Annotated in this window: 12 protein-coding genes and 1 pseudogene; 8 read left to right on the forward strand and 5 right to left on the reverse strand. The window is 70.0% G+C overall.

The features are described 5' to 3' along the window. Positions 1 to 11 precede the first annotated feature (11 nt). Together dnaN and dnaA are read right to left on the reverse strand one after the other, a co-directional pair. Positions 12 to 1,127, reverse strand: coding sequence for a DNA polymerase III subunit beta (gene dnaN, locus J1M41_RS03895; RefSeq protein ID WP_206451194.1), 1,116 nt, complete (start codon positions 1,125 to 1,127; stop codon positions 12 to 14). A gap of 749 nt (positions 1,128 to 1,876) precedes the next feature. After that, complete coding sequence (dnaA, locus tag J1M41_RS03900) at positions 1,877 to 3,424, reverse strand: chromosomal replication initiator protein DnaA (protein ID WP_065572740.1); 1,548 nt, start codon at positions 3,422 to 3,424, stop codon at positions 1,877 to 1,879. A 342-nt stretch (positions 3,425 to 3,766) separates the two neighbouring features. Here dnaA and rpmH point away from each other — a divergent pair, with 342 nt between their 5' ends. From rpmH to J1M41_RS03940, 8 genes are all read left to right on the forward strand, one after another. Next, positions 3,767 to 3,904, forward strand: coding sequence for a 50S ribosomal protein L34 (rpmH, locus tag J1M41_RS03905; protein WP_002856443.1), 138 nt, complete (start codon positions 3,767 to 3,769; stop codon positions 3,902 to 3,904). A 28-nt stretch (positions 3,905 to 3,932) separates the two neighbouring features. After that, positions 3,933 to 4,331, forward strand: a complete 399-nt coding sequence (gene rnpA / locus J1M41_RS03910) for a ribonuclease P protein component (protein WP_206451195.1) — start codon at positions 3,933 to 3,935, stop codon at positions 4,329 to 4,331. Next, the gene (yidD, locus tag J1M41_RS03915; protein WP_002856440.1) at positions 4,332 to 4,700 is read left to right on the forward strand and encodes a membrane protein insertion efficiency factor YidD; all 369 of its coding nucleotides are present in this window, start codon (positions 4,332 to 4,334) and stop codon (positions 4,698 to 4,700) included. Positions 4,701 to 4,705: 5 nt separating this feature from the next. Beyond that, the gene (yidC, locus tag J1M41_RS03920; protein ID WP_095695157.1) at positions 4,706 to 5,704 is read left to right on the forward strand and encodes a membrane protein insertase YidC; all 999 of its coding nucleotides are present in this window, start codon (positions 4,706 to 4,708) and stop codon (positions 5,702 to 5,704) included. Positions 5,705 to 5,706: 2 nt separating this feature from the next. Continuing rightward, positions 5,707 to 6,291, forward strand: a complete 585-nt coding sequence (locus J1M41_RS03925; RefSeq protein WP_206451196.1) for a R3H domain-containing nucleic acid-binding protein — start codon at positions 5,707 to 5,709, stop codon at positions 6,289 to 6,291. After that, positions 6,284 to 7,009 (forward strand): 16S rRNA (guanine(527)-N(7))-methyltransferase RsmG, encoded by a 726-nt coding sequence (rsmG, locus tag J1M41_RS03930; protein ID WP_080556411.1) that lies wholly within the window; start codon positions 6,284 to 6,286, stop codon positions 7,007 to 7,009. Before J1M41_RS03925 ends, rsmG begins: the two co-directional genes overlap by 8 nt. A 74-nt stretch (positions 7,010 to 7,083) precedes the next feature. Beyond that, complete coding sequence (locus tag J1M41_RS03935) at positions 7,084 to 8,031, forward strand: ParA family protein (protein WP_241247708.1); 948 nt, start codon at positions 7,084 to 7,086, stop codon at positions 8,029 to 8,031. 2,493 nt (positions 8,032 to 10,524) lie between these two features. Next, positions 10,525 to 11,898 carry a ParB/RepB/Spo0J family partition protein gene (locus J1M41_RS03940; protein WP_144861786.1) on the forward strand — a complete coding sequence of 458 codons (1,374 nt, stop codon included), beginning with the start codon at positions 10,525 to 10,527 and terminating at the stop codon, positions 11,896 to 11,898. Between the two features lie 117 nt (positions 11,899 to 12,015). Here the strand turns inward: J1M41_RS03940 and trxA are convergent, their stop codons facing one another. From trxA to J1M41_RS03955, 3 genes and pseudogenes are all read right to left on the reverse strand, one after another. Next, positions 12,016 to 12,405: a thioredoxin gene (trxA, locus tag J1M41_RS03945; RefSeq protein WP_323662986.1), complete on the reverse strand. Its 390-nt coding sequence runs from the start codon at positions 12,403 to 12,405 to the stop codon at positions 12,016 to 12,018. A 31-nt stretch (positions 12,406 to 12,436) separates the two neighbouring features. After that, on the reverse strand, positions 12,437 to 13,438 hold the full coding sequence (gene trxB, locus J1M41_RS03950) for a thioredoxin-disulfide reductase (protein ID WP_101967584.1): 1,002 nt from the start codon (positions 13,436 to 13,438) through the stop codon (positions 12,437 to 12,439). 148 nt (positions 13,439 to 13,586) lie between these two features. After that, positions 13,587 to 14,068: pseudogene (locus J1M41_RS03955) on the reverse strand (hypothetical protein); the annotation flags it as partial.

Raw genomic sequence — 14,068 nt, forward strand, 5'->3', positions numbered from 1 at the left:
AGCCCCCTGCGTCAGGCGATGCGCACCGGCATCACGAGGTAGCGGTAGTCGGAGACGACGCCGTCCTCCTGGTTCACGCCGGTGAGCAGGGCGGGCTTGGGCGCGGACGTGAACGCGAAGCGCACCTGCGGCTGGTCCACCACGGCCAGGCCCTCGGAGAGGTAGGACGGGTTGAACGCCACGGTGATGTCCTCGCCCTCGAGCGTGCACGGCACGGACTCGTTGGCGCTCGCGTCGTCGCCGGTGCCGGCGTCCAGGGTGACCTGGCCGTCCGTGAACACCATGCGCAGGGCGGTGTTGCGCTCGGCGACGAGGGCCACGCGGCGGGACGCCTCGACCAGGGCGGCGGTGTCCACCACGGCCTGGATGGGGCTGGACTCGGGGAAGAGCGAGCGGATCTTGGGGTACTCGCCGTCCACGAGCACGGAGGTGGTGCGGCGGCCGCCGGAGGCGAAGCCCACGAGGTCGGCGGTCTGACCGAGCAGGATCTCCAGGTCGCCGCCGGAGCCGAGGGACTTGGCGACCTCGGTGAGCGTGCGCGCCTTGATGAGCAGCGACGTCGAGAGGGACGGGTCCGCCGGGGTCCAGCGGATCTCCTTCATGGCCAGCCGGTAGCGGTCCGTGGCCAGGAAGGTCATGGTGTCGCCCTCGATCTCCACCTTCACGGCGGTGAGGATCGGCAGGGTGTCGTCCTTGGAGGCGGCGACGGTGACCTGGGCGACGGCGTGGGCGAACGCGGCCCCGTCCACGGTGCCCGCGGGGGCCGGCAGCTCGGGCAGCGCCGGATAGTCGCCCACGGGCATCGTGGCCAGGGCGAAGCGGGAGGAGCGGCAGGTGACGAGCACCTTGCCGCTGTCGAGCTCCACCGTGACCTGGGCCTGCGGCAGGGAGCGGACGATGTCGTTCAGCAGGCGCCCGGAGACGAGCACCTGGCCCGCGGTCTCGACGTCGGCCTCGATCTCCAGGCGCGCGGAGGTCTCGTAGTCGAAGCTCGCGATGGACACGACGCCGGCCTCGGCCGTGATCAGCAGGCCCGAGAGCACCGGCACCGGCGGGCGCGGGGACAGGGAGCGGGCGGCCCAGGAGACGGCGTCGGTGAGGATGTCGCGTTCGACGGTGAACTTCACGAGCTGCACTGCCTCTCTGGGGGTGATGACGGGGGTTGCGGGCCCGGGGGGAACGGCGACACGCGGGCCTCAGCATAGGCGGTCCGCGCGGCGGGTGTCAGGTCGCCGACGAATGACAGCGGTGTGATTCCACGGATCTCGGGCGCCCGGGCGCAGCCCGGGCCGTCGAGGCGCTCAGCTCGGTGCGGGACGGCGGAGTTGATGTTGCTTGGCGGGATCTCTCCAGAGGGATCAGAAGGAGTGGTAGCGGGTGTGGATCCTGTGGAGAACGCCGTTCTGCCGCGGCACCATGCGGATCCGGTTGGGGGAACCGTGTGGACGCCCGCTCGTTCGGGGTGTGCATCCGATGTGGACGGGCCTCGGAGGCCCTCCCCCCGCTCTGCACAGGCCCGACCGGGGTTGTCCAGACTCGTCCCCGGATCCACCCCCCAGTTGTCCACATTCCTGTCCACAGGGCACATCCACACCCGTCGAAACCCGCGAGATCATGCGGTTTTCGGCTGTGGAGACCTGTGGATACGTGTGGGCAACCGAATGACATCCGTGTGATTCACCAGCCTGTGCACCGTCATCGTCCCCAGGGGTGTGGACGCGGCGTGAGCGGCCTGATTCCGCCATCCACAGGGGCGGAGGTTGTCCACAGCGGCGGGGGTTCTCCACAGAGTTGTCCACACCGGTGGACAATGTGGAAGAAGACTCGAGTCCCGGTCGAAGGTTCGAACCGGGACTCGAGGGGGGCAGCGGGTGGCTCAGGCGCCGCGCTGTTTCCGCTTGATCTCGTTGGTGAGCTCGGTGACCTGGTTGTAGATCGTCCGCCGCTCGGCCATCAGCTCGCGGATCTTGCGGTCCGCGTGGATGACGGTGGTGTGGTCGCGACCGCCCAGGACCTGGCCGATCTTGGGCAGGGACATCTCGGTCAGCTCGCGCAGCAGGTACATGGCGATCTGCCGCGCCGTCACCAGCGTGCGGGTGCGGGACTTGCTGGTCAGCTCCTCGAGGGTGAGATTGAAGTACTCCCCCGTGGCGTGCAGGATCAGCTCCGGCGTGATCTCGTGCGCCGTCTCGTCCGTGATCAGGTCCTTGAGCACATGCTCGGCCAGCTCGATGTCCACGGTCTGCCGGTTGAGCGAGGCGAACGCGGTCACGCGGATCAGCGCGCCCTCGAGCTCGCGGATGTTCGTGGAGATGCGCGAGGCGATGTACTCCAGCGCCTCCGGCGGGGCCACGAGCCCCTCGGCCTCCGCCTTCTTCCGGAGGATCGCGATGCGCGTCTCGAGGTCCGGCGGCTGGATGTCCGTGATCAGCCCCCACTCGAAGCGGGAGCGCAGCCGGTCCTCGAACCCGGAGAGCTGCTTGGGCGGCAGGTCCGAGGTGATGACCACCTGCTTGTTGTTGTTGTAGAGCGTGTTGAAGGTGTGGAAGAACTCCTCGACCGTCGCCTCCTTGTCCGCCAGGAACTGGATGTCGTCGATCAGCAGGATGTCCACGTTGCGGTAGACCTGCTTGAACGAGGCGCCCTCGTCGTGGCGGATGGAGTTGATGAAGTCGTTGGTGAACTCCTCCGAGTTCACGTACCGCACCCGCAGGCCCGGGTAGAGGCGACGGGCGTAGTGCCCGATCGCGTGCAGCAGGTGCGTCTTGCCCAGGCCGGACTCGCCGTAGATGAACAGCGGGTTGTACGCCTTCGCCGGCGCCTCGGCCACCGCGTTCGCGGCGGCGTGCGCGAACCGGTTGGACGAGCCGATCACGAACGTCTCGAAGTGGTAGCGGTCGTTGAGGCGGCTGGTCTCCGCGGACGTCGACGGCGGCGCGGGGGTCGGCTTGCCGTTCCCGCTCGGGGCCGCGGTCGCGGCGGGCACGACGTCGGCCGGCGGCTCGATGCGGAAGCCCGGCAGCTCCTCGGCGACGGCGCGGCGGGAGGTGGCGGCGGTCGCGGCCGGGGGCAGCTCGACGTCCGGCGCCGCGGCGCCGGACGGCCCGCCGGCGAGGGAGGAGCGGCGGGCCTCGGAGGAGGGGGTCCGCGGCGGCTGCAGGTTCGCGTCGATCGAGATGGCCAGCAGGATCTCCTCGCGGAACTCCTTGGTCAGGGCGTCCGTGAGGGCGTCGGCCACCTGGGTGCCCTGGAGCGTCTCGCGGGTGGTCTCGTTCGGCACGGCCAGCAGGAGCGTGTTGCCGATGAGGCCCTGCGGCTGGGCCAGGTAGACGAAGCCCATGAGGCGGGCGCTGACCCGCGCGTCGTCCTCGAGGGAGCCCACGACGGAGCGCCACGAGCTGAGCACGGCCTGGTCTGCCACCACGGAGGCTTCCTTTCCTGGGACAGACGTCCCCGGGGACGGGGGCGGCTGCGCGAGACGTACGACGGTGCTCGGAGTCTAACGGTTGTCCACAGGGTTGTGCACAGACGGTGGACAACCCCTATCATCCTGTGGACGACCGTCCCGGGCGCCCGTGCGCGTCCGGGATCCGCGCGCACCCGTTTGACCCCCGCGCACCCCGGCCACTAGAGTTGTCTGGTCCCCCGGGTGTCGGTTGATCGTGCCCGCCGGGGATTTCATGTCAGAGCCTCACCGGTCCTTCCCCCTGGTCCACCTGCTCAGGTCGACGGTCGAAGGCACACAACACGTCGTGGAGAGATCACAGTGACCAAGCGCACGTTCCAGCCCAACAACCGTCGTCGTGCCCGCAAGCACGGCTTCCGTGCCCGCATGCGCACCCGCGCCGGCCGCGCCATCCTGTCCGCTCGCCGCGGCAAGAACCGCGCCGAGCTGTCCGCCTGAGGACGTCGGTCCAGGGACGGCGCGCCCCGTGCTGCCCCGTGACCGTCGCGTCCGCACGCCCGCGGAGTTCCGTCACCTCGGTCGCACCGGCACCCGCGCGGGTCGGCGCACCGTCGTGGTGAGTGTCGCCACGGACCCCGACCAGACCCGGTCCACGTCGCCGAGCGCCCCTCGGCCGCGGGCCGGGTTCGTCGTGTCCAAGGCCGTGGGGAACGCGGTGACCCGCAACCGGGTGAAGCGGCGGTTGCGCGCCGTCGTCGCGGATCAGATGCGCCTGCCCCCGCTGCGCGACCTGCCGGTGCTGGTGCAGGTCCGCGCGCTGCCGGCCGCCGCCGGGGCGGACTACGCGCTGCTGCGCCGCGAGACCGTCGGCGCGCTCGGCAAGGCCCTGAAACCGCACCTGCCCGCCGCCTCGGAGTACGCGTAGATGACCGTCACGCCCTCGCCCTTCGTCGTGCTCGAGCCCTCCCGTGAGTGGGGGCCGCTGCGCGCGCTGCCGTCCGCCCTGCTGGCCGGCCTGCTCACGGTCTATCGGGCCGTGGTCTCCCCGCTGTACGGACCCGTGTGCCGGTTCTTCCCCAGCTGCTCCGCCTACGGGCTGGAGGCCGTGCACGTGCACGGCGCGGTGAAGGGGTCGTGGCTCGCCGCGCGGCGCATCGGCCGGTGCCATCCCTGGAACGACGGCGGCGTGGACCCGGTCCCGCCCGGGCACCGGCGCTGGCCGCCGGGCCGGCAGCCGCGCATCCTCGCCCTGAACCACCCTCCCATCCCACCTGATCTCCCGCAGGAGGATTGACCCCCATGTTCGAAGCCATCCTCTCCCCGTTCCGCTGGCTGATGTCCTGGCTGCTCGGGGCGTTCCACAGCGTCCTGGACTTCGCGGGCCTGCCCGCGGACTCCGGTTGGACGTGGGCCCTGTCCATCCTCCTGCTGGTGGTGCTCATCCGCACCCTGCTGATCCCGCTGTTCGTCAAGCAGATCAAGGCGCAGCGCGCCATGCAGGCCATCCAGCCGGAGCTGCAGAAGCTCCAGGCCAAGTACAAGGGCAAGAAGGACCAGCTCTCCCGCCAGGCCATGGCGATGGAACAGCAGGCCCTCATGAAGGAGCACAAGGCGAACCCGTTCGCCGCGTGCCTGCCCCTGCTCGTGCAGATGCCGTTCTTCTTCGCGCTCTACCAGGTGCTGCTCGGAGCGCGCGGCGCGGCGGAGCGCGGCGAGGCCATGGACGCCCTCTCCGCGGAGCAGGTCCGCTCCTTCGAGGGCTCCACGATCTTCGGCGCCCGCATGTCGGACACCTTCATGAACTCGCTCGGCGCGCCGGGCAGCACGCCCGTGATCGTCACGGCGATCGTGCTGATCCTGCTCATGTCGGGCTCGATGTTCTACATGCAGAAGATGCTCATGACGAAGAACATGACGCAGCAGGCCCTCACCGGCCCGATGATGCAGACGCAGCAGATCATGCTCTACGCCATGCCCCTGATCTTCGGCATCGGCGGCATCAACTTCCCCATCGGCGTGCTCCTGTACTGGACCTACTCCAACTTCTGGGCCGTCGGCCAGCAGTGGTGGATCATCCGCAACAACCCGACCCCGGGCTCCCTCGCCGAGAAGGAGCTCAACGAGCGCCGCGCCGCCAAGGGCCTGCCCCCCGTGGGCCAGAAGGTGTCGAACGCCGAGGCCACGCCCTCGTCCGCGCACACCCAGGCGGGCCGCGGCGGTGCCGTGCTGAACGGTGAGGTCGTCCGCCAGTCGGGTCAGCGCGTCCAGCCCCAGCGCAAGAACCGCAGGAGGAAGTGAGCATGTCCGCCGAGAACGTGACCCCGGCCCCCGAGGCCGAGGACGCCGTCGTCGAGACCCCCGCGGGCCAGGGCTCTCGCGTCGCGGAGCAGGACGATGCCGCCGTCTCGGAGGCGGTGCGCCGCCTCGAGGAGGAGGGCGACGTCGCCGCGGACTACGTCGAGGAGCTGCTCGACATCGCGGACCTGGACGGGGACATCGACATCGAGATCCGCGACGGGCGCACGTACGTGTCCGTCGTCTCCGAGGACCACGACGAGCGCCTGGACGGCCTCGTCGGCCCCGACGGCCGCACCCTGGAGGCCCTGCAGGAGCTCGTCCGGCTGGCCGTGCTCGCCGCCACGGGGCACCGCTCCCGGCTGATCCTGGACGTCTGCGGGCACCGGGAGCGCCGCAACGTCGCCCTGCGCACCGCCGCCCAGGCGGCCGTCGAGCGCGTCCGCGACGGCGAGGGTCCCGTGCACCTCGAGCCCATGGGCGCGTACGAGCGCAAGATCGTCCACGACGTCGTCGCGGACGCCGGCCTGACCTCCGAGTCGGAGGGCGAGGGCGCCCGCCGGCACGTGGTCATCTCCGCCGATGACTGAGCGGGGCTCGGCCTACGAGCGGCGCCCCGGGCTGGATCCGCAGGACCGGGGCGACCGCCCCGCGCCCGTGGGGCAGCCGGCGCCGCCGCTGACCGACGCGCTGCGGCCGGCCGCCGTCGAGCTGTTCGGCGAGGCCCTCCCCCGGGCCGAGGCATACGTGGCCCACCTGGCGGACACCGGCATCGAGTGGGGCCTGATCGGCCCGCGCGAGGCACCCCGTCTCTGGGAGCGCCACGTCCTGAACTGCGCCGTGGTCGAGGAGCTCCTCCCGCAGGGCGCGCTCGTGGCCGACGTCGGCTCCGGCGCGGGCCTGCCCGGCCTGTGCCTCGCGCTCGCGCGCCCCGACTGCCAGTTCCTGCTCATCGAGCCGCTCGAGCGGCGCGTGGAGTGGCTGGACATGGTGGTCGCCGACCTCGGCCTGGAGAACGTGGACGTGATCCGCGGCCGCGCCGAGCAGGTCTCCGGGAACCTCGACGTCGACGTCGTGACCGCCCGCGCCGTGTCCGCGCTGAAGACCCTCGTGCCGCTGACCATGCCGATGCTGCAGGGCGCCGGGGAGCTGCTGGCCATCAAGGGCCGCTCCGCGGCCGACGAGATCGCCGCCGCCCGCAAGGTCCTGCGCAAGTATGGTGGTGCCGAGCCCGAGATCCTCACGGTGGGCGAGGGCCTGCTGCCCGAGACCACCACCGTCGTGCGCGTCAGCGCGCGTCCCCGCTGACCCCTCCCCCACCGGGACGGGACGGGCCGGGCGGCAGCAGATCCGCACACCCGCGACCCAGGAGGTAGAGCCGCATGGCGCAGGAGCAGGAGAGCCGGGGTGGGGCCTGGAGGGCCCTGCGCCAGAAGTGGACCGGCCGGACCGCCGAGAAGGGCGGCGCCGACGCCGAGGAGCCCGCGCGGCTCCAGCGTCGCCGTCTGACGCGCCCCGACCGCACCCGCGTGTTCACGACGTCCAACCAGAAGGGCGGCGTCGGCAAGACGACGACGACGGTCAACCTGGCCGCGGCCCTCGCCCGCGCGGGCATGCGGGTGATGGTGGTGGACATCGACCCGCAGGGCAATGCGTCCACCGCGCTGAACATCCCCCACACCGGAGACGTGGCCTCCGTGTACGACGTGCTCCTGGGCGAGATGGAGATCCAGGACGTCGTGCAGGACGCCCCGGACGTAGATGGCCTTCAGGTGGTGCCCGCGACCATCGACCTGGCCGGTGCCGAGATCGAGCTGGTCTCCCTGGTGGCCCGCGAACAGCGACTGTCGCGGGCGCTCGAGGCGTACACCGCCTGGCGCGAGGAGGTCGGGCAGGAGCGGCTGGACTACGTGTTCATCGACTGCCCGCCGTCCCTGGGCCTGCTGACGGTCAACGCGTTCGTGGCGGCCGAGGAGGTGCTCATCCCGATCCAGGCCGAGTACTACGCCCTCGAGGGCCTCTCGCAGCTGCTCAAGAACGTGCAGATGATCCAGAAACACCTGAACCCGCGCCTCCAGGTGAGCACCATCCTGCTGACGATGTTCGACGCGCGGACCAACCTCGCCGTGCAGGTGGCGGAGGAGGTCCGGACGCACTTCCCGGAGCAGCTGCTGAACACCGCGATCCCCCGCAACGTCCGCATCTCCGAGGCCCCCAGCTATCAGCAGACGGTGCTGACCTACGACCCGGCCTCGGCCGGCGCCGTGGCGTACCGGGAGGCGGCCGCGGAGATCGCCGGCCGCGGTGCGCCGACGGCCCTGAAGGGCTGAAGCCCAGGCGGCCGCTGCGGTGGTCGCCGGGTGGCGCTGCTGACGACGACGAAGCCCGCCGGAGGGAGCGATCCCCCGGCGGGCTTCGTCGTGAGTGAGCGTGGCCCGGAAGATGGGGGGTGAAAAGACAAGCGGAAACGCTGGGCATATCGGAAGTTCGTGTTTCACGTGAAACGACCTTCTCTGAGGGTGCGAGCGTCGTGCCGCCGCGGCAGGACAGTCGGGGTGCCCGTGGTGTACCGCTTCCGCCTGACACGCTCCCCTCTCTTCCGCTGGGCCGGCGCCTCCGCCGCCGGCCAGGCGCACCTGTCGCGAGGCCTGGGTGCAGCCGCGGGCGGCGACGCACGAACTCACGGGGCGAACGGCATGGCGGCGGGCGGAGACGGCGGCTGTGAGGGCCGGCGGTGCACGCTGCGTTGAAGTGCTCCGCGAGGGCTGCGCGACGCGTGGGGAACGTCCATGCCGCCGGGCGCGGCCGTGCAGGGTATGGTCCGTCCCTCCTCCTTCACCCGGGTGCGCTGCAGCCTCGAGGATGCAGCCAGCGAGCAGGCCGGGTGCTGTGACTGGGTGCCCCCTCTCCCCCACGGTCAGACCTCCTCGCCGTCGGTGACGTGCAGGGAATCGGGGCCAGAGCGGAGCACGGGCCGTGGTGTCGCAGCGAGGCGCGCGGCCGGTCTGCAGTCAGCGTGTGCGAGAGCAGACGTCAGCGGCGATGGTGGGCTGCTGTGATTCGTCTGAGTTGGAGGGGCCGAACGGCGGCGCCAGAAGGACAGTTCTACTGTGCATTCCTGTGTGCGGAGAAAGAGAGCCTCCAGTGAGGAAGAGCGGTCGTGTGCCCCAATGTATACAGAGACAAGTGGTTGAGCTGGCCAACAAGCGTCTTGACGTGGTCACCAGCGAACGTCGATGTTGATATGTGGACAACATCTGTGGACAGTGGACGTCTAGGGTGTGCGGCCGTAGATGCCTCTGCGGTGCTGATGAGCCCTGCTCAGTCTCCTGTTGCGTCTGACGACTGGGCACGGGGACGGCGTGTGAATGGTGACTGCGGTGGAGGCCCCCCGGGGAGCCCGCGGCGGCTCCGTGCGGGATGGGGCGGGCCGTGTGGTTCTGTCTTGCAGCGACGTGGGAACCAGGGCGTCGAGTAATCGGCCGGTCGCCGGGGGTTTCACGTGAAACACGGTGGTTCCGCGCTCACCTAGCGTCGATCCCTGACCGCAGTTGTCCGCGGATGGAGGCATTGAAGACACAGTTTCCACACGAGGCGGTCCTGAAACTTTGATGGGCGGCCTCAGCTGACAGGACGGATGGAGTCAGTGGGTGGGGTGGAGCGCCCGCCGCGTCACTGTACTGCCGCCCGTGACATCGGCGACCACATCGAGCAGTACTGTCAAAGGCGGAAGTGGATGCTCGCTGCCCCGACATGCGACCCGCGACCCGACGTTCCCTCCCAGCCGTTTCACGTGAAACTGAACGACCGGTGATCGGGGCTCACTAGATCGAGCCAGTACCATCAGCGACGCGGCAAGTCTGAACCTCTCAAGATATAGAGGACCCTGCGCACGCCGGTCTCGGAGTGCGACCCGCTGGTGGCCGAGCTTCCATGGATGCGCGCGCGGTCGAATCTTCGAACGATACGTTTCACGTGAAACGAGCTCCGGGACAAAGGGCCGTGCCGCGAGGTCACCACCTCGGGCAATCCAGGGAGCACACGTTCCTTGCCGGGAGCGAGCTGACCGAGAATGAAGCAGGAATGTGGCACTGACTCGCGGGTGAGCGAGCACGTGGCCCACCCGAACTCATGTCGTACTTGGATGACAGATTCGTCCGTATTTCACGTGAAACGCGGATGGTGAAGCAACGTTCAATTCGTCAGCTGCGCGAGTGCGAGGAAGCACTGACGGCGAAGCGACGAGTAGCCGAGCTCATCCGTTCGGTGATTCGAGTGTTCACATCGCACCGCGGGGGAGTGAGACGAGTGCTTCGTTGCTGGTCCGGCATTTCACACAAGATGAGGCGCATCATCATGCGGGTAACCAGCAATCTGAGTATCGTCCGCACGGGAGCTGATCGGCCGGGGAGCACATGGAAAACAAACCGAGCAGCCCTGGTTCTGATACCGTCCGCTCGTCGACGCGGGCTCGCGTTTCATGTGAAACGAGTGAACCTCGAGAGGGAACACGAGGAGGTCTTGAGGATTGCAGCGGCACCCTTCCGAAGCGCCCCCACTATGAGTGTTCCACGTGAAACACTCACGCTCGCGGCAGGTGCTGTCCGCGCGCCCACATCCTGCCGTCCGGGCCCAATACGGACGTCTCACCCCAGAACCGAGGCCCGAACCTCGCCGCGCCCCTTGCACGTGTCAGGCCCTCGCGCGCCCCCCGGCGGTCAGGGCCAGAGCACCTTGAGAAGTGTCTTCCCGCCGCCCGGGACCATCGAGACCAGGCCGCTCACCTACACTGATCCCAGACCCACTCACTGCAGGAGGACCCGTTGAAGACGAGCCGTCGAGGAGGCCTGGGGCGAGGCCTCGGCGCCCTGATCCAGAGCACTGTAGAAGCCCCGGAAGAGAACGCCGAGGCCACCTCCCCGAAGGACTCTGCGGTGCCGGTGAAGAGCGGCCCGAAGGCTGCCGCGGCAGCGGAGGCCACCACGACATCGACGCGGAGCACCGCGACGACCGAGACGCCAGGGGAGTCCAACGAGCCCGCCCCGTCGGCCTCGCAGCGGAAGACCGCGGGCCGAACGACACAGGCCGGGAAATCAACGGCTGCGACTGGCAGGAACGCCACGTCCGCCACGAAGGCAGGGCCCACCTCGTCGAAGCGTGCCTCGCGACCCGCGCAGCGTCCCGTCGACGTGTTCTTCTCCGCAGAGTCCGAGGATGCACCCGCGGCGCGGCCGACCAAGGGGCGTCCGGCCATGCCGACGGTGAAGGCGCCCAGCAAGCGTGCCACCTCCGCGACGTCGTCGAGGAAGGAACCGGGGGACTCGAGCGTTGAGTCCGCCGCGACCGAGGGGACCGTGTCCGCGGACATCGCGGTCCTGCGGGAGATCCCGGTGGGGGACATCCACCCCAACCCGCGGCAGCCGCGTGAGGTGTTCGACGAGGACCACATGGCGGAACTGGTCACCTCGATCCGCGAGGTCGGCATCCTGCAGCCGATCGTCGTGCGCGAGGTGGACGGCCCCACCCCCTATGAGCTGATCATGGGCGAGCGCCGGTGGCGCGCCACCCAGAAGGCCGGCCTGGACACCATCCCGGCGATCGTCCGCCAGACCCCGGACCAGGACCTCCTGCGGGATGCTCTGCTGGAGAACCTGCACCGCTCCCAGCTGAACCCGCTCGAAGAGGCCGCCGCCTACCAGCAGCTCATGGAGGACTTCGCCTGCACGCAGGAGGAACTGTCCCAGCGCATCGGCCGCTCTCGTCCGCAGATCTCCAACACGCTGCGGCTGCTCAAGCTGCCGCCCCTCGTGCAGCGCCGCGTGGCCGCCGGCACGCTCTCGGCCGGCCATGCGCGTGCGCTGCTCGGTCTCACGGACCCGTCGGACATGGAGCGTCTGGCGCAGCGGATCCAGTCGGAGGGCTTGTCCGTCCGGTCCACGGAGGAGGCGGTCGCGCAGCTGCAGGGCGGGCTCCGGCCGGGCCGCACGCCGCGGCGCAGCACGGACGACGCCCGCCACGAGCGCCTGGACCACTACGCCACCGCGCTCACCAGCCGCCTGGACACCGCCGTGAAGATCACCCTCGGCGCGCGCAAGGGCCGCATCGCCATCGACTTCACCACCGTGGAGGACCTGAACCGCATCATGGACCTCATCCAGGGCGGTCAGGACGGCAAGGGGAAGGGCAAGAAGTCCTGATCCGGAGTTCCCGCGGACGGCGTCCACGGGCACCCGCCGCTGGTCCTGAAGATCAACGCACGACGGCCCCGTCACCCTCTGGGGTGACGGGGCCGTCGTGGTGAGTGGGGGAGGGGCTCAGCCGAGCAGGGCCGAGAACTCCTTCTCCAGCGCGGCCTTGGGCTTGGCGCCCACGGACTCGGCGACCTTCTCGCCGTTCTGGAAGCCCACGACGAGCGGGATGGAGGTGACGCCGTAACGCGCGGCGATGGCCGGGTTCTCGTCCACGTTGAGCTTGGCGATCACGGCCTTGCCCTCGTGCTCCACGGCCATGTCCTCCAGGACGGGCCCGAGCATGCGGCACGGGCCGCACCACTCGGCCCAGAAGTCCACGAGGACGGGCAGCTCGGACTGGAGGACCTTCTGGTCGAAGTCGGCGTCGGTGACGGTGATGGTGCTCATGGCAGCCTCCTGGGGTTTGTTCTGTGTCTGACGAGGGTGGACAGGGGTGTTATCGACATGATTCATGACGCTCCGTCAGGGGTCATGAGTCAGTGGCTCATGCCGGGTTCGCGTCCGACTCCGGGCCGGCCGGCGCGGCCTCCTCCACGTCGGCCACGGTCGCGAGGTAGTGCTCCACGTCCTGGGCGGCCACGCAGCCCGAGCCGGCGGCGGTGATGGCCTGGCGGTAGGTGTGGTCCGTGACGTCGCCGGCGGCGAAGACGCCCGGCTGGGAGGTCCGCGAGGACGGATGGTCGATGCGGATCGTGCCGTGCTCCGTGAGCTCCACCTGGCCCTGCACCAGGTCCGTGCGCGGGTCCTGGCCGATGGCGACGAACAGGCCGGTCACGTCCAGCGTGGACGCCTCGCCGGTGCGGGTGTCCCGCAGGCGGAGGGTGTTGACCTTGTCGTCACCCGTCACCTCCGTGACCTCGGTGTTCCAGCGGAACTCGATCTTCTCGTTCTCCATGGCCCGGTGGGCCATCACCTTGGAGGCGCGCAGCTCGTCCTTGCGGACCAGCACGGTCACCTTGGACGCGAACTTCGTGAGGAACAGGGCCTCCTCCATGGCGGAGTCGCCGCCGCCCACGACCGCGATCTCCTGCTCGCGGAAGAAGAAGCCGTCGCACGTGGCGCACCAGCTGACGCCGTGGCCGGAGAGGCGCTCCTCGCCGGGAACGCCGAGCTTCCGGTAGGCGGAGCCGGTCGTGAGGATGACCGCGTGGGTGCGCAGCTGGGTGCCGTCGCCGAGCGTGAGCACCTTGGGGTTCGACGTCAGGTCGGCCTGCACGACGTCGTCGTAGACCACCTCCGTGTTGAACCGGCGGGCCTGGGCCTCGAGGTTCGCCATCAGCTCGGGCCCCTGCACACCCTCCGGGAAGCCCGGGAAGTTCTCCACCTCGGTGGTGTTCATCAGCTCGCCGCCCGCGGTCACCGCCCCGGCCACCAGGACCGGGGAGAGCTCGGCGCGGGCGGTGTAGATCGCCGCGGTGTATCCGGCGGGGCCGGATCCGACGATCACGACGTTGTGGACGCTCTGGTCCTGGGCGGTGGGGGCCACGGGTTCCTCCAGTGGATCGGGGTGGTGGACGCTCCTCCAGGACAACGGCGGAGCCACGGGCGGGTATTCCGCGGTGCCGGGGCCGCGGTGCAGCGACGTCCGGCGACGGCGGCCGGAAGGTCCGGCGCGCCGTCGCCCGGGCGCGGGGTCAGCGGACGGCGATCTCGCCGAGGCGCAGGCCGAACGGGAGGTCCGACGTCGTGCCTTCCAGCTGGGGCAGCGAGGTGAGGCTGACGATCACGTACTCGGCCTCGGCCTCGGTGCCCTCGAACGGCACGGGGATGGAGACGGTGTCCTGGTCGAAGGTGCCGTTGCCGATCTCCTGGGCGTTCGCGCCCTCGGGGGAGTCGGCGATGTAGGCGAACCAGGCGCCACCGGTGGCCCCCGTGCTCTGCAGGGTCACCTCGTTCACCTCGGTGCGCTCCTCGAGCTGGACCACGAGGTTCATGCTCTCCACATAGCCGCCGAAGTTCGGCCGTGCGTAGGCGAAGGTGCGCCACACGGTGGTGGGGTCGCCGTCGATGAGGTTGCTCAGGTCCGCGTCGTGCTCGGCCTCGTGCTCCGGCAGGTCCGGCACCGAGCGCAGGGCCTGGACGGGCTGCGGGGCGGCCGCGGCGCTCTCGCTGGTCG

Origin of the sequence: Micrococcus sp. KRD096 (genome assembly GCF_017168495.1) — a bacterium.
Classification (GTDB): domain Bacteria; phylum Actinomycetota; class Actinomycetes; order Actinomycetales; family Micrococcaceae; genus Micrococcus; species Micrococcus luteus.

Bases quoted from the DNA above. Each gene is read 5' to 3' on its own strand.
- yidD (WP_002856440.1), top strand. From the start codon at position 4,332: ATGACCGTCACGCCCTCGCCCTTCGTCGTGCTCGAGCCCTCCCGTGAG.
- yidC (WP_095695157.1), top strand. From the start codon at position 4,706: ATGTTCGAAGCCATCCTCTCCCCGTTCCGCTGGCTGATGTCCTGGCTG.
- J1M41_RS03925 (WP_206451196.1), top strand. From the start codon at position 5,707: ATGTCCGCCGAGAACGTGACCCCGGCCCCCGAGGCCGAGGACGCCGTC.
- rsmG (WP_080556411.1), top strand. From the start codon at position 6,284: ATGACTGAGCGGGGCTCGGCCTACGAGCGGCGCCCCGGGCTGGATCCG.
- J1M41_RS03935 (WP_241247708.1), top strand. From the start codon at position 7,084: ATGGCGCAGGAGCAGGAGAGCCGGGGTGGGGCCTGGAGGGCCCTGCGC.
- trxA (WP_323662986.1), bottom strand. From the start codon at position 12,405: ATGAATCATGTCGATAACACCCCTGTCCACCCTCGTCAGACACAGAAC.